The sequence below is a fragment of the uncultured Desulfovibrio sp. genome (assembly GCF_944324505.1).
Taxonomy (GTDB): Bacteria; Desulfobacterota; Desulfovibrionia; order Desulfovibrionales; family Desulfovibrionaceae; genus Desulfovibrio.
In genome coordinates this window covers 350,654-365,834 of the sequence record NZ_CALUWO010000001.1, presented here as the reverse complement: position 1 = coordinate 365,834, position 15,181 = coordinate 350,654, and the positions used below count along the sequence as shown (strand labels likewise).

12 protein-coding genes are annotated in these 15,181 nt (G+C 65.0%); 3 read left to right on the top strand and 9 right to left on the bottom strand.

Annotated elements, in window-relative coordinates:
• The first annotated feature begins 49 nt into the window (after positions 1 to 49).
• Positions 50 to 1,432, top strand: coding sequence for an MFS transporter (locus Q0J57_RS01760; protein WP_297216298.1), 1,383 nt, complete (start codon positions 50 to 52; stop codon positions 1,430 to 1,432).
• A 128-nt stretch (positions 1,433 to 1,560) separates the two neighbouring features.
• Here Q0J57_RS01760 and ldhH read toward each other — a convergent pair whose 3' ends face one another.
• The 5 genes from ldhH to Q0J57_RS01735 all read right to left on the bottom strand — a co-directional run bounded on the left by ldhH (position 1,561) and on the right by Q0J57_RS01735 (position 7,765).
• Complete coding sequence (gene ldhH / locus Q0J57_RS01755) at positions 1,561 to 3,735, bottom strand: L-lactate dehydrogenase (quinone) large subunit LdhH (protein WP_297216295.1); 2,175 nt, start codon at positions 3,733 to 3,735, stop codon at positions 1,561 to 1,563.
• Positions 3,725 to 4,366, bottom strand: coding sequence for a lactate utilization protein (locus Q0J57_RS01750; RefSeq protein WP_297216293.1), 642 nt, complete (start codon positions 4,364 to 4,366; stop codon positions 3,725 to 3,727). The genes ldhH and Q0J57_RS01750 overlap by 11 nt, the downstream gene beginning before the upstream one ends.
• Before the next feature lie 16 nt (positions 4,367 to 4,382).
• Positions 4,383 to 5,693, bottom strand: a complete 1,311-nt coding sequence (locus tag Q0J57_RS01745; RefSeq protein ID WP_297216291.1) for a (Fe-S)-binding protein — start codon at positions 5,691 to 5,693, stop codon at positions 4,383 to 4,385.
• Between the two features lie 9 nt (positions 5,694 to 5,702).
• A complete protein-coding gene (locus Q0J57_RS01740; RefSeq protein ID WP_297216288.1) occupies positions 5,703 to 7,091 on the bottom strand; it encodes an FAD-linked oxidase C-terminal domain-containing protein in 1,389 nt (462 codons plus the stop codon).
• A gap of 209 nt (positions 7,092 to 7,300) precedes the next feature.
• On the bottom strand, positions 7,301 to 7,765 hold the full coding sequence (locus Q0J57_RS01735; protein ID WP_297216285.1) for an EVE domain-containing protein: 465 nt from the start codon (positions 7,763 to 7,765) through the stop codon (positions 7,301 to 7,303).
• A gap of 299 nt (positions 7,766 to 8,064) precedes the next feature.
• Here Q0J57_RS01735 and Q0J57_RS01730 point away from each other — a divergent pair, with 299 nt between their 5' ends.
• Positions 8,065 to 9,708, top strand: a complete 1,644-nt coding sequence (locus Q0J57_RS01730) for a lactate permease LctP family transporter (RefSeq protein WP_297216281.1) — start codon at positions 8,065 to 8,067, stop codon at positions 9,706 to 9,708.
• Between the two features lie 237 nt (positions 9,709 to 9,945).
• Here the strand turns inward: Q0J57_RS01730 and Q0J57_RS01725 are convergent, their stop codons facing one another.
• Both Q0J57_RS01725 and Q0J57_RS01720 read right to left on the bottom strand, forming a co-directional pair.
• Entirely contained in the window at positions 9,946 to 10,488 is a 543-nt protein-coding gene (locus Q0J57_RS01725; protein WP_297216277.1) for a hypothetical protein, read from the bottom strand.
• Between the two features lie 130 nt (positions 10,489 to 10,618).
• A complete protein-coding gene (locus tag Q0J57_RS01720) occupies positions 10,619 to 11,767 on the bottom strand; it encodes a hypothetical protein (RefSeq protein WP_297216274.1) in 1,149 nt (382 codons plus the stop codon).
• 121 nt (positions 11,768 to 11,888) lie between these two features.
• Here Q0J57_RS01720 and Q0J57_RS01715 point away from each other — a divergent pair, with 121 nt between their 5' ends.
• Positions 11,889 to 12,578 carry a DedA family protein gene (locus Q0J57_RS01715; protein ID WP_297216271.1) on the top strand — a complete coding sequence of 230 codons (690 nt, stop codon included), beginning with the start codon at positions 11,889 to 11,891 and terminating at the stop codon, positions 12,576 to 12,578.
• 95 nt (positions 12,579 to 12,673) lie between these two features.
• Here the strand turns inward: Q0J57_RS01715 and Q0J57_RS01710 are convergent, their stop codons facing one another.
• On the bottom strand, positions 12,674 to 14,188 hold the full coding sequence (locus tag Q0J57_RS01710; RefSeq protein ID WP_297216268.1) for an ATP-binding cassette domain-containing protein: 1,515 nt from the start codon (positions 14,186 to 14,188) through the stop codon (positions 12,674 to 12,676).
• A 113-nt stretch (positions 14,189 to 14,301) separates the two neighbouring features.
• Positions 14,302 to 15,132, bottom strand: coding sequence for a histidinol-phosphatase (locus tag Q0J57_RS01705; protein WP_297216265.1), 831 nt, complete (start codon positions 15,130 to 15,132; stop codon positions 14,302 to 14,304).
• Positions 15,133 to 15,181: the final 49 nt, after the last annotated feature.

Genomic DNA, 15,181 nt, shown 5'->3' with positions numbered 1-15,181 from the left:
GGGCGCGTGAAGGCGCGCTTCCCCATACGCAGCCGCAGAGGTGTTGTCCATGTCCATGACTGTTCTCAAGGAGCACCGGCTTCTTGTACTGGCCATGTGTGCAGCCCAGTTCTTCATGCCGTTCATGATGGCCGGTGTGCATGCCGTGCTGCCGCCGCTGGGCGAAACCCTTCATGCCAGTGCCCGGCAGCTCAGCCTGATCGGTGCCGTCTACTCGCTGGGGCTGGTGCTCTTTCAGATGGCCGGCGGAACCCTGGGCGACATCTTCGGCAGCCGCCGTGTCTTTCTGGTGGGCATTTCCGTCTTTGGCAGCACCACCATCCTGCTGGGCTTCGTCAACGACATCAATCTCTTCATCTTCCTGCGTCTCATCCAGGCATCGGGCTGCGCCACCTTCAGCGCCAGCAGTCTGGCCCTGCTGGCTTCGGCGGCTCCCCCGGCGCTGCGGGCCAACTATCTGGGCTTCAGCGGCATTGCCGTCTATTCGGGCATGGCCTGCGGGCCGCCCGTGGGGGGCTTCATCGCGGGGGTGCTGGGCTGGCGCTGGCTGTTCTGGATTACCGGCGCGCTGGCCCTGTGCGCCATGCTCATCACCATCTTCGGCGTCAAGATGGAGCGGCGTCCGGCGCAGGGGCAGCATTTTGATACCCGCGGCTTCCTTATTTACACCCTGGCCATGACCGGCCTCACCGTGGGCGCTTCCGAGCTGGCGGACTATCCCCTGCTGGGCGGGGCGGCGCTGCTGCTCTGGATTCTGCTGACCGTGGTGCTGTGCCTGTATGAACGGGGCATTGCCTTCCCCCTGCTGGATGTGCACATGCTGGCCCACAGCCGTGTCATGCGGCTGTCGCTCATTGCGGCCTTTGTCAACTACTGCGCCCTGTTCGGCATGGTCTTTTTCTTCAGCCTCTATCTCCAGGTGGGACGCGGCATGAGTGTGGACCAGGCAGGACTCATCCTTTCGGTGCAGGCCGTGGTGCAGGCCCTGTCCAATCCCCTGGCTGCCACGCTGTGCACGCGCTGGAACGAGGGCTACGTGAGCACGCTGGGCTGTGTGCTGTGCGGCGTGGGCCTGCTCCTGCTGGCGTTTCTGGACCTGGACCCCACGCTGACGCTGATTTTCCTTTCGCAGGTTCTGCTGGGCGTGGGCGTGAGCTTTTTCGTGCTGCCCAATACGTCCATCATCATCGGCAGCGCCGGCGAAAACAACGTGGGCCGGGCCTCCGGCCTGGTGGGCACCATGCGGACGGCGGGCATCCTGTGCAATATGGTCATCATTACCCTGACCATGAGCTTCTTCCTGGGGCATGAGCCGGTGACCACGGGCAATATGGAGCGCTTCATGCTGGCCATGCGGACGGACCTGGTCCTTTTCGGGCTGCTGACCCTGCTGTCCGTGGGCTGTACCATGGTGCGCAGCCGGGTGCGCTGAGGCGTCCGGCACGGTCAAGGGCGGGCGGTCTCCCTGCGGAGGCCGTTGCTGTGGCATGATGGCAAAAGGGCGGCTCCCTGTTGGGTACAGGGAGCCGCCCTTCATGGTTTGTGGCGGGGAGGGGCTGGCTAGCTGCGGGGCTTCACGGTTTCAGCCAGCAGCTCCACCAGGTGGCTGACCCGTATCGGCAGCTCATGCTTCCGGGCGCCGCCGCGGATTTGCAGCACGCAGCCGGGGCAGTCGGTCACCAGGCGCTGTGCGCCGGTTTCGCGCACGTGGGCGATCTTGTTTTCCAGCAGCTGGGCGGCCACTTCCGGGAACTTCATGGAATAGCTGCCGCCAAAGCCGCAGCAGACGTCCTCTTCGGCGCAGGGAACAAAGCTGGCCGCGTAGTTCACCAGGTCGTGAGGCTGTTCCGTGACCCCGCAGCCGCGGCAGAGGTGGCAGGGGGCGTGGAAGGTGACGGTTTCCTCCGTCCTGGCGAAGTCGTCGGCCGTCACGCCCAGCGTATCGTGCATGAACAGGCTGAAGGGCTGGGTCTTTTCCGCCATGGCCCTGGCGCCCTGGGACAGGGCGTCGCCGTCAAGCAGTTCGGGATAGACATTGCGGATATGCGAGGCGCAGCTGGCGCACAGGGTGACAATGGCGTCATAGCCGCCCCGGGCAAAGGCCTCCACATTCTGCCGGGCCACGGCCACAGCCGTGGGGCGCTGCCCCATCACATCCAGCGGCAGCCCGCAGCAGGTCTGTTCCAGCGGAAAGTCCACGGCCACGTTGAGCGCGGTCATGAGCTTCACAAAGGCTTCCAGCTGCTCGGGATAGATGAAGTCCTGCGCGCAGCCGCTGAACAGGGCGATGCGCATGCGCGGCGCGGGCAGGCTGGGCCGGATGCGCTGCCAGCGGTCGCGGAAGGACTCCGCGGCAATGGCGGGCAGGGCCTTGTACTGATGCTTGCCCATGAAGATGGCCGGCAGGTGGCGCAGGTAGGTGGTGCCGTCCTGATTGCCGGTGACAAAGGGCCGCTGGGCAAAGCTGGCAAACTTGATGAGGTTGTGGAACAGCTTGCGGTTTTTCATGACCGCGGCCAGCAGGGTTTCGGGCGCGCCGGCGCCGTCCTGCTTCACCAGGCGTGCCCGGACCTCGCGGATGAGCCGCGGCAGGTCAATGCCGCCGGCGCAGACATCCTTGCAGGCTTCGCAGCCGATGCAGTTCTGGCTGAGGATGGCAGCCTTGTCATGGCCGTGGAAGAAGTAGGTCAGAATGAGGCCGATGGCCCCGATGTAGACATAGCCCATGCGGTGCCCGCCCACCAGGCGGAAAACCGGGCAGACATTGGCGCAGGCTCCGCAGCGCACGCAGCGGAAAATCTGCGAAAAAAGCGGATCCTTGGCAATGGCGCTGCGGCCGTTGTCCAGAAAGACGATGTGCAGCTGCTTTTTGCCCGTCGGGTCTGCGGCGCAGGCCGTGGCCCCGTCGATGAAGGTCACGTAGGAGGTGATGCGCTGGGCCGTGGCGTTGCGGGGCAGCACCTGCAGGGCCGTGAGGGCCACGTCCAGCGTGGGCACCAGCTTGTCCAGACCCACCAGCACCACATGCACACGGGGCAGGGTGGTGACCATTTCGGCATTGCCCTCATTGGTCACCAGGGTCACGGCGCCGTTTTCGGCCACGGCAAAGTTGCAGCCGCTCACGCCCATGTCGGCCGAGATGAACTTGCGGCGCAGCTGCACGCGGGCCACCTTCACCAGGCGCTGGATGTCGGTATCCTGGGCTTCGCCGGTGGCCCGGGCAAAGTCGTCGGCCACCTGCTGGCGGGAAAGGTGGATGGCGGGCAGCACCATGTGCGACGGCCCCTCGTGCCGCAGCTGGATGATCCATTCGCCCAGGTCGGTTTCGTCCACCACCAGACCGTCTTCTTCCAGGCGCTTGTTGAGGCGGATTTCCTCCGCCGTCATGGACTTGGACTTGATGACGCGATGCACGTCATTGTCCCGGGCGATGCGGGCAATGATCTCGTTGGCATCGGCCGCCGTGGCCGCGCGGTGCACCACGGCGCCGCGCTTCTGGGCCTCTTCCCGGAACTGGGCGTAAAGTTCCTCCATGTGCTGGCAGGCCTGGTCCTTGGCATCGGCAATCTGGCGGATGAGGCCGCGTTCGTCCACTTCGCTGAAGATGGCCTTGCGGCCGGCGCGGTAGGAGATGGCAAAGGTGTCCAGCGTGCGGCGCAGGAAGGCGTCGTCCAGGGCGCTGTCAATGGACTTGTGGTAGCTGGACGGGCTGTCGAACCTATCATTACTGGGCATGGGCGTCCTCCAGAAGAATCACATGCAGTTGCAGCGGGCCATGCACGCCGATGGCGCCCACCCGTTCGATATCGGCGGTGCGGCTGGGACCGGTAATAAGCGTGGTATACGAGCCGGGGCGCTCCGCCAGGCGCTGGCGCAGGGGGCCGGCAATGGCCGGCAGGTCGGCATAGATGGCCGAGGGGGACAGCAGCATGATGTGGATTTCACTGATCATGCCGGCCAGGCGGGTATCTTCCTCGTCGCCTACGGCCAGGCAGGTTCCTGTGGTGGCCACGGCCAGGCGGGCCGTGGTCAGGCCCACGTCGATGCCGGCCAGGTGCTGGCGCAGGCCGTGGCGCAGGCAGCGTATGCCCTGGGCCTGGCAGGCGGCGGACAGGGTGGCAAAGTCGGCCTCGTCCACATCGGGAGCGGCCACTACCTTCTGGACGCGGGTGGGAACTCTGTTGGGACCGTCGGGACCCTTTTCCACATCCTCATCGGCCAGCAGTTCGCAGGGAGCCTTCTGGGCACAGACATCCAGCACATATTGCAGGGCCGCGGCCCGGGTGGGCAGCTGCTGCACCACGGCGCCCGCTGCCTGAGCGCGGGAAATGAACAGGTCAAGAATTTCCTGATTCACAGGGGGCATGTGTTCTCCTTTGGCATTACGTCCTGTCCGTGCTGCCCAGCCCCAGACTGGCGGCATAGAGCTGCACGGGATGGCGGACGGTAACATCGTCCTTGTTTTGCGAGAGCACGTCTTCCAGCTGCATCATGCAGGCCGGACAGGCCGTGGCCACGATCTGTGCGCCGGACGCGATGACGTTGTCACGCTTGCGCTGTCCGATGCGGCGGGAAAGGTCGTAGTGGGCCAGATTGAAGGAGCCACCGCAGCCGCAGCAGCGGTCGGCCTCATTCATTTCCACCAGACGGCAGTCCGGCGAAGCCTCGATGAGCGTGCGCGGCTGCTGCCGCACGCCCAGTCCCTTGGCCAGATGGCAGGGATCATGACAGGTGACGCGGCGGGCGTTTTCTCCGCCGGGCTGGGCCTGCACGCCCAGCACATCCACCAGAAAGGCCGTGATGTCCATGGTCCGGTCGGCCAGGGCGTTTACGGCTTCCTGTTCCAGGCGGCCCAGCCGCCGGGCATGGCGGGGCCAGAGGTGGGCTATGGTGACGGCACAGGTGGGGCAGGGGGTGATCAGATAGTCGAAGTCCCCGCGCAGCAGCGGCAGATTGACGCTCATCTGGCGCAGGAAGCTGTCGGCATCACCGGAGGCCAGGGCCGGAATGCCGCAGCAGGCCAGACCGGCGGGCATGAAGACCGCTACGCCGTGATGATGCAGCACCTTGAGGCAGTCCTGCGCCACATCCACATAGAGCTTGTCACCCAGGCAGCCGGGGAAAAAGGCCACCCTGATGCCGCCCTGGGGGCGCGGCTCATCCAGCGGCCCCGTGCATTGCAGCAGGGAACGGGAGGGCAGCTGGCGCACATGGCGGTTACCCAGCAGAAAGCTGAGCATGGGGGCGCAGGCCGTGTCCTGCACGTCATGGTTGCGACGGAAGACCAGGCGCTGCAAGGGCGCCCCTACGCGCACGGCCATGTCGAACAGGTCCGTCCGGGGCAGCAGGTAGCGGAAGATCATTTTCTTGATGGGGGGAAGGCCCAGATAGGTGTAGACGATTTCCCGCGCCTCAAAGAAGATTTCCGTGATTTTCACCCCGGAGGGGCAGGCCGCTTCGCAGGATCCGCACAGCAGGCAGCGGTCCAGCTTGCCGGCCACGGCCTGGGGATCGCAGATCAGCTCGTGGGCCAGATTGCTTACCAGGGCCAGCTTGCCGCGCGCCACGTCGGCTTCCTTCATGGTGGCGCCGTACACGGGGCAGACGGCCTGACACATGCCGCAGCGCATGCAGGCGGCAAGGCGGTCGTCCAGCTTCATGAGGCGCCGGGCAAGGGAATGCAGCGTGCTCATGATGCCCTCCTAACGGATGCTCACCAGCTTGGTGGGATTGAGCAGGCCCTTGGGATCAAGGGCGCGGCGCAGGCGCTGCGAAAAGAGAATGGTGCCGCGCGAGGTTTCCTTTTCCATCCACCGGGCCTTGGCCGTCCCGATGCCGTGTTCGCCGGAGAGAGTGCCGTGCAGGCTGAGGGCCGTGTCGAACATTTCGTCAATGGCCGCTTCCACCCGGGCGAATTCCTCGGCATTGCGCTTGTCGCAGAGGAAGGTGGGGTGCAGGTTGCCGTCCCCGGCATGGCCGAAGGTACCCACTTCCACCTGATACTTGGCGGCAATGCTGGTCACGGCGTGCATCATGGCCGGAATCTGCGAGCGGGGCACGGTGGCGTCTTCCAGAATGGTGGTGGGCCGGGCACGGGCCAGCACGGGCAGGGCCATGCGGCGGGCCTCCCAGAGGGTATTCTTTTCGGCGGCATCGCGGGCCACATGCACGGCCGTGGCGCCCGAGGCCCTGAGCACGCGTTCCACGGCCTCGGCATCGTCGGCTACCTGGGCGGGGTGACCGTCCACCTCGATGAGCAGGATGGCGGCCGCGTCGCGCGGCAGGCCCGCATGGGTGAAGTCGTCCACGCGCACGATGGTGTTGTTGTCCAGAAATTCCAGGGTGCAGGGAACCACATGGGCGGCAATGATGCCGGCCACGGCCTCGGCAGCCTTCTGCATGTCGTCAAAGACGGCCATGAGCGCCTTGGAAGCCTGCGGCGGCGGCACCAGCTTGAGAATGGCCTGGGAGATGATGCCCAGGGTGCCTTCGCTCTGGCTGAGCATGCCGGCCAGATTGTAGCCGGTGACGCACTTGACCGTGCGCGAGCCGCTTCTGACCAGGGCGCCCGTGGCATCGAAAAATTCCACGCCCATGACGTAGTCCCGGGTCACGCCGTATTTGAGGCCGCGCAGCCCGCCCGCATTTTCGGCAATATTGCCGCCCAGGGTGGACACGGCCTGCGAACCCGGGTCCGGGGGATAGAAGAGGCCCTTCTTTTCCACCGCGGCGGCAAAGGTGGCCGTGACCACGCCCGGTTCCACCACGGCATAGAGGTCGTTTTCGTTGATTTCCAGAATGCGGTTGAGACCGTTGGTAAGGATGACCACACTGTCCTGATCGTCGGGAATGACGCCGCCGGAAAGATTGGTGCCGGCGCCGCGCACGGTCATGGGAATGCCGGCATCATAGAGCTTTTTGACAGACTGCCCCAGCTGTTCGCCGGTGGTGGGGCGGATGACCAGCGTGGGCACGATGGGCGGCAGCACGGCCGAATCGTAGGAATAGCTCTGGCGGTCAGCTTCGGAGCTGAAGACATTTTCGGGACCAAGCAGGTTTTCGAAGTCCCGGATCAGGGATTTGTTTGCCATGGGAATCCTCGCAGAGACAAAGGGGCAAGAAAGACGGTCCCCGCCGGAAGGAAGGGACAGGGATGCGCTCATACGCCAGTGAGGGCCGACTGTAAAGGGGTGGTGGCACAGAAGTGCCCCTGCCCGTTGCCCACAGGCTCGGCAGCGCCGAAAACAGGGGGCAGCGTCCCCTGGGGAGCGCCATTGCACTGGGCCGCGGGCACGCGGTGCTAGCCGGGGGCGTTGCTCAGGGCCAGAATGTAGTGAAAGGCAGCCTCATCCACGGGCTGCACGGAAAGGCGGCTGCCCTTGCGCATGAGTTCCATATGAGCCAGGCCAGCATGGCCGGACAGCTCCCGCCGGCTCAGCGGACGGGGAAGGGCCTGCCGCAGGCGCACATCCACCATTTCCCAGATGGGTTTCTGGGGCGTGGCCCGCGGGTCAAAGTGGGGATTTTCCGGGTCCAGCGCCGTATGGTCGGGGTAGGCGGCGCGTACCACCTCCACCACGCCCACGATGGCGGGCGTTTGGCCGCTGTGGTAAAAAAAGCCCAGGTCTCCCACCTGCATGGCCTTCATGAAGTTGCGGGCCTGGTAGTTGCGCACCCCATCCCACGAGGTCGTCTGTCCCGGGGCGGCGGCAAGATCCTGCCAGGAGAAACAGCCGGGTTCGGACTTGAAGAGCCAGTATTGCATAGCATTCCTGATTTTTTGTGAAATAATACTTTTATAATAAAGTTCATATGTTACTGTAAAATCCTGCCGGGATGTCCCGCAGGGGGCATCCGGAACGCTGGCACGTTACTACATGTTGTCTCCCATGACAACAGGCAGTTTTTTTTGGAAATTTGTGAGGAAATCACTTGCCTGTACGGAAAGACGGCGCTAAAGGTTCCCGGTTGCCGGCAAAGGCGCACGGCGACTTCGTGCCTGGTGTCACAGCTGCCGCACCCTGCACGATCATCCGGCAGCACCGCCTGTCAAGAGGAGTCCTCATGCCCTGGACCCAGGTTTACGACCCTGCGGGAAGTCCCGTGCTTTCCGCGCTGGTGGCCGGCATTCCCCTGCTGGTTCTGTTCTACATGCTGGCCTTCCGCCGCTCCAAGGGGCATTATGCCGCCTTTGTGGGCCTTGCCATTTCCTTTCTGCTGGCAGTCCTTGTGTGGACCATGCCCGTCATGACGGCGGTCAATGCCGTCATCTACGGGGCGGCCAACGGCATCTTTCCCATTATCTGGATCGTGGTCACGGCTGTCTGGATCTACAACCTCACCGTGGAATCCGGCGATTTCGACATCATCAAGCAGTCGCTGGCCCGCCTGACGGACGACCGGCGCCTGCAGGCCATCTTCATTGCCTTTGCCTTCGGTTCCTTCATCGAGGGCACGGCGGGCTTCGGCACGCCGGTGGCCATCACGGCGGCCATGCTCATGGGACTGGGTTTCAAGCCCATCTATGCGGCCGGCATCTGCCTTATTGCCAATACCGCCCCCGTGGCCTTCGGGGCCATTGGCGTACCCGTGCTGGTGGCCGCACAGGTGTCCGGCTTTTCCGACCTCACGGTAAGCCAGATCGTGGGGCGGCAGCTGCTGCTGCTGGCCTTTGTGGTGCCGCTGTGGCTGAGCATCACCATGTGCGGCATCCGCCGTTCCCTGGAAGTGCTGCCCGCCGTGCTGCTGGCCGGGGCCGTTTTTGCCGGCACGCAGTTCCTCTTTTCCAACTATCACGGCCCCACGCTGCCCAATATCATTTCCGCGCCGGCCACCCTGGTGGCCCTGGTGGTCCTGCTGCGCTTCTGGAAGCCCGCGCGCGTCTTCCGCTTTGCCGATGACAGCGAGGAGGCGCAGAACGGTCCCGCGCCGGCGGCCGGTCTGGTCCTTCGGGCCTGGCTGCCCTATATCATCCTGGCCATCATGGTCTTTCTGTGGGGGCTGCCGTCGGTGAAGGCCGTGCTGGATTCCGTGTCCGGCGCTGTGGCCACGCAGGGCATTGCCTGGCCGGGGCTGGAAGGGGCCGTGGCCCGCACCGTGCCCATCGTGAGCGAAACCACGCCCTATGCTGCCATCTTCAAGTTCAACTGGCTGTCCTCCGGCGGTACGGCCATTCTCCTGGCGGGCTTCCTGTCCGTGCCCTTCATGCGCAACTACTCCCTGGGTCGTGCGGTTTCCTGCTTCTTCCGCACCTGGTACCAGCTGCGCTTTCCCGTGCTCACCATTGCCATGATTCTTGGCCTGGCCTATCTCATGAACTACGCGGGCATGAGTTCCACCCTGGGTATCGGCTTTACCCTCACGGGCAGTCTTTTCCCGCTCTTTTCGCCTCTGCTGGGCTGGGTGGGCGTCTTTCTGACGGGATCCGACACCTCGTCCAATGCGCTGTTCTGCGGCATGCAGCGTTCCACCGCCGAGGTGGTGGGCATGCCGCCGGAGCTGGCCGTGGCCTCCAATTCGGCCGGCGGCGTCACCGGCAAGATGATCTCGCCGCAGACCATCAGCGTGGCCACGGCGGCCACGGGCATGGTGGGGCAGGAGGGCAACCTCTTCCGCTTTGCGCTGGGACACAGCATTGCCATGACCATTGTCATCTGCCTGCTGACCTGGCTCATGGCCGGTCCGCTGCGTTGGACTCTGCCGGGCTAGGCTGCCGTCCAGAGAAGGCATGCGGGGGGAGGAAACCACGGGGTTTCCTCCCCCTTTGTCGTTGCCGGGCGGAAAAACGCGGGACAAAGGGAACGGGGCGGCATGCCCGGAATGGTCACGCAGGGGCAGGTGCGCCGGACCGCCTGGCGGCCGTGACGTGCGGCATGGGCAGGCAGGGGGCTGTCTGGCCTGTGCGCGGCGCTGCCGGTGGGCGCTGCGGCATGTCGGGAAGGGCGGCTAGCTGTCGGAGCGGCGGGGCTGGAGATACTGCGGATCAAGGGTGAGGCGGTGGAGCCTGTCGGGCGAGGGCTGGTCCGGCAGGCGGATGCTGCCCTCCACATAGAGCGGCGTGGCGGACAGGCCGAAGGGCACCAGATCGTTCATGGGCACGTTGGTGCGGCTGGCGCCGTCCCCCACGATATAGAAGACAAGCATGCTGCGGTCCGCATTGCCCGTGAGCAGCAGGGTGGTGGCGGAAGAGCCGCTGCCGGCCCGGCTGGTGGCATTGTTGAGCAGAGACGGCATACGGATGTCCGTGCGGTGCAGGATTTCCAGAAAGTCATTGCCCGTGCGGCCCACAAAACTCACCAGGGCCGTGCCGTCCTGATTGATGAGCAGGCTCACGGGAACGGTGCCCCCGTGGATGCCGATATAGGTGGGCCGTGCGCCGGCAGGCATGATCTGCCAGCCATCGTCGGCATCGGCTGGCGCGGTCAGAGCCGTCCGGGCCGGGAGCAGAACGGACAGCAGGGCAAGAAGGCAGAGAAGCAGACGAAACATGGACGCTTCCTCAACAAGCCGTTCCCGTGCGGGGCGGGTGGTGGGGGAAACAGCTGTGCGATATGACAGGGAATTCTTGGCCTCTAGCCATTCGGCGCGTCCTTGTCAAGGCGGCATGCCCGGCGGGAAGTCAGCGCCGTATCCGGCGCTGGTTCTCGCGAGCGGCCGGAGCGTACGGCGGCGGGGGCGGCGTCAGGTCCGGCGGATCGGGAATGGCCGGCACGGCGCCGCTCCGGCCCAGCCACTGCAGAAAGAAGGACAGCAGGCCCCGGCGCAGCTTTTCCTGCTCCTGCAGGCGTTCTTCGGCGGTGACGCTGCGGCAGAGTTCCGGCAGGTCTTCGCTGAGGGCCGGCGGGCAGGGCGCCATGAAGGCTCCCTGGTCAGCGCGGGGCAGATGCAGATACTGCGGCGGGGTGGGAAAGTGACGGGCCAGCTCGGCAGTAAGGCGGCTGTCGCTGTTGTCATGCAGGCCGGCACTGACCAGGAGCAGGCGGGGATAGAAGTGGCGCAGGGCCGAGGGCGGAAACAGCATGGCATGACTGGGGTTGACGGCCGCCACCACCCGGATGCGGGGATCGGCCAGACTGGCCGTGAGCGGCAGATGGGCGCAGAGCTTGTCCAGCTGACGGCGGGACCAGACGTTGCAGTAGTCATCCTGGATGCCGGCAACCCGGCAGTGGGCATCCAGCGGTGCGCAGTCGGGCAGGGCGCCTCCCATGAGCAGGCCCGTGGTGCCGCCCGAACCGAAGCCCAGAATGCCCACGCGCTGCGGGTCAATGCAGGCGCCGAGCTGTTCATGTTGCAGCAGGCGGTCCAGCAGGGTGCGCAGTTCGCGTACCCGGGTGGAAAACTGCGCCCAGGTGTGGAGCTGGTCCATATTGCGCATGCAGTCATGGGCATGGGTGGGGGCTGCCACCACAAAGCCGTGTTCGGCCAGCCAGGTGCCTGTGTCATGATAGGAAAAGCGCGTTCCCGACGAGGGGTGCGACAGCAGGATAAGCGGAAAGCGCCCCGGTGCCGGGGTGCTGTTGGGCGCTGCCTGAAGGCGCCATGGCGCATAGTGCAGCTCCCGCGGCGTCCAGGTGGTGGGATACCACACATTGACATCCAGACGCACGGCAGATTCTGGCAGCCAGTAGCCCAGGGTGCGCATGCCCACACGGTAGGTGCCCTCGGCACGCAGGCCGTGGGGCAGGGCCAGCAGCACAAGGGCGGCGCAGAGCAGGAAAAGGGAAAAACGGCGCGCCGTCTGCCTCGGGCGGGGAAGGGGATGCGGCATGAACGTGGTCCTCGCAGGTGTGTTCCCTGTTGTGCCACAAGCCCGGCTGGGGTACAAGGGCGTCATGGCGCCAGGCGTCCGCGCCGGCGTGGCATGCCATTCAGGAAACCAAAGGAAGACCATGGAACTGCTTTCCCATCTTGTGGATTTCATTCTGCATATTGACGCCCACCTGTTCGAGCTGGTGGCAAATTACGGCATCTGGATCTATGCCATTCTCTTTGTCATCATTTTCTGCGAAACCGGCCTGGTGGTAACGCCCTTTCTGCCCGGTGATTCCCTGCTTTTTGCCGCCGGCGTGGTGGCCGGTACCGGCCACATGAGCTACCCCACGGTCATGCTGGTCATGCTGGCCGCCGGAACCCTGGGAGATGCCACCAACTATACCATAGGCCGCCACGTGGGGCCGGCCATCTTTTCCCGTGATTCCCGGCTGATCAAGAAGGAACATCTGCTCAAGGCCCATGCCTTTTACCAGCGCCACGGCGGCAAGGCCATTGTGCTGGCCCGCTTTGTGCCCATTGTGCGAACCTTTGCGCCCTTTGTGGCCGGGGTGGCCCTCATGTGTCCGCGTCAGTTCTTTTCCTTCAATGTGCTGGGCTGTGTCCTGTGGGTGGGCGGCCTGGTGTCGTCGGGCTTTTTCCTGGGCAATCTGCCGTGGGTGCGGGCCAATTTCAGCATCATTGTCTACGGCATTGTGCTTGTTTCCCTGCTGCCCGTGGCCATCGAGCTTGTCCGTGCGCGTCTGGGGCGGGGCAAGCCGGCGGAACCGCTGGAAAATCCCTTTGAAAAGGAACGCCACGAGTCGTAGGCCAGGCCGGCGGCACAGCCGGGATCAGGTCCACAGAAAAAAACGGGATGTCCGCAGGCGGGCATCCCGTTTTTTGAGAAATGCTGCCAGAGGCCCTAGGACACGATGCGCAGGCGGCCGTCTTCCATATGTGCCGTGCGGTTGAGGCAGGATGGTCCGTCGCTGGCCAGATGGGAGACAAAGACAAAGTGGATGCCCTGCGTGGCCAGGCGGTCCAGCAGGGCAAGGTACTGATGCCGGCCGTGCTCGTCCAGCCCGGAGCAGGGTTCGTCCAGCAGCAGGATGTCGGGACCGCCCAGCAGGGCGCGGGCCAGAAAGAGACGGCGCAGCTGGCCCGTGGACAGCAGGCGGATGGAGGTTTCCGCCAGGGACAGACAGTCCAGGCGGCGCATGACGGCGCGGGCTTCTTCCAGCTCGGCGGCGGAATAGTCCCGATAGTTGCCTACCGTATTGTCCCAGCCGGAGCAGACCAGCTCCAGGGCCGAAAGATTGTAGCCGTACAGGGCCTGTGACAGGTCGCTGACCAGGCGCACCGCCTTGCGGATGTCGGAAAGTACCACGGTTTTTCCACCCTGTCCGGGTAGAAAGCGGCTGATGCTGCCACCATCGGCCACAAATTCGTCACCGGCCAGCATGCGCAGAAAGGTGGACTTGCCCGAACCATTGGCCCCGGTGATGCGCCAGTGCTCGCCCCGGCGGAGCTGCCAGCAGATGTCGTGCAGCACTTCCTTGCGGTCGATGAAGACCGTGGCATGGCGCACGTCCAGCAGAACGTCTGCCCCGTCGTCAGTCTTGCCGCCGGTTTCGCCGCCAGTTTTGCCGCTGGTCTTGTTGCCGGCGGGGCCGCGGGCACAGCGGGGCAGGGGAGAAGGTGGAGTGTCCGCGTCGCCATCGTCGTCATCGTCGTGCGGCGGCTGCCAGTCCGGGGGCATGAGGCACCCGGCATCCACCCAGCGAATGCGGCGGCACCAGGCCGGCAGCTGATCCGGGCGGTGGGTGCTCATGATGATGGTGCTGTCTTCCCTGACCTCGTCGAGCAGCGCAAGAAAACGCTGGCGGTGGTCATCGTCCAGACCGTCGGTGCATTCGTCCAGCAGCAGCAGGGCCGGGCGCCGTACCAGGGCGCGGCCCAGCAGCAGCAGGCGCAGCTGCCCCTGCGAAACCTCGGGCACCAGCCTGTCCAGCAGCGGCAGGGCATCCAGGCGGCGAGCCATGTCCGCCACCAGCTGTTCGCGCTGGGTCTGCGAATAGCTGTAGAGCAGGGGGGTGTCTTCAAAGCCGGTGAGCAGCAGTTCCCGGCCCGTGATGTACCAGGCATGGCGCTGGTACTGCTCCTGCTGGCCGGGGGAAACCAGGGCGCTCATGGCCCGGCCGGCCAGCGGGGCCTCTTCCGGCCCATCGGGGCCGTTCCAGACGACGCGGCCCTGGGCGGGCCACAGTTCCCCCCGCAGCAGACGCAGCAGGGTGGATTTGCCCGCGCCGTTGGCGCCCATGAGGGCGCAGTGCTCGCCCCGGCCGATGTGCCAGCTGATATGGCGCAAGGCCCATTCGTGCGCAGGATCCCCCGGCAGAAACAGGCTGACATTGTCCACGAAAACAAGATCGTTCATTCCGGTCTCCTTGCGGAGGGCAGAACGGGGAGAAGGCGGCCCTTCTCCCCAGAGCGGTGCGGGCCGGTGCGGGGCAGTGTGCCCGTGACGGACCGCAGAATGGTTGCCGGCGTCTAGAATGCCTGACGGTGCATGGTGCCGTTATCAAACCAGACGCTTTCCTGGAAGCCGAAGGCCCGGGCATAGTTTGCCAGCTGCGGGAAGGCATAGGCCATGTCGTCCACGCTGTGGGCGTCGGAAGCGAAGGTGACGGGCAGTTCCAGCTCGGCGGCCAGGCGCATGATGGTGGGGCAGGGGTAGATTTCGCGGCAGGGCTTGCGCAGGCCGGCGGAGGAGATTTCCATGGCCATGCCGGCATCGCGCAGTTCGCCAAGGGCCGTGCGCACCAGGGCCACGCTGTCGGGACGGGCCAGCCAGGTATGGAACTTTTGCACGCTGAAAATCTTGATGAGGTCGGGATGGGCGGCAATGTCAAACAGGCCGGAGGCAATCATGGCCCGCCAGGCGGCGAAATAGGCTTCATAATGGCGGTCGCAGGCATCCTGCGACAGGTCCCAGTCTTCTGCCTTGTCGTCAAAGCCCCAGGTCTGGAGATAGTGGACACTGCCCAGGCGGTAGTCAAAGTTCTGCGAGGCGGCAGCCTGGCGCACGAAGTCCTCTGCGCCGCTCAGCCAGTCGAATTCCATGCCGAAGAGCACCTGGCAACGGGCGGGATCGGCGGCGGCGCGGGTCTTGAGGGCCTGCACCTCACGCACATAGTCGGGCAGATGGGCCGCGAGCTGTTCGCGGTATTCCTTGCTGTAGTTGTAGCCCAGCGGGCGGGGGGAATGTTCGCTGAAGCCGTACAGACGCAGGCCGGCGGCTTCGGCGGCGGCATACATTTCATCCGGCGTATTGCGGCCGTGGGAGTAGCGGGTATGGGTATGCAGGTCAATGGTGATCATGGATTCATCCTGAAAAAAGCGGGGAGGAATACTTCCTCCCCGCTGTGGT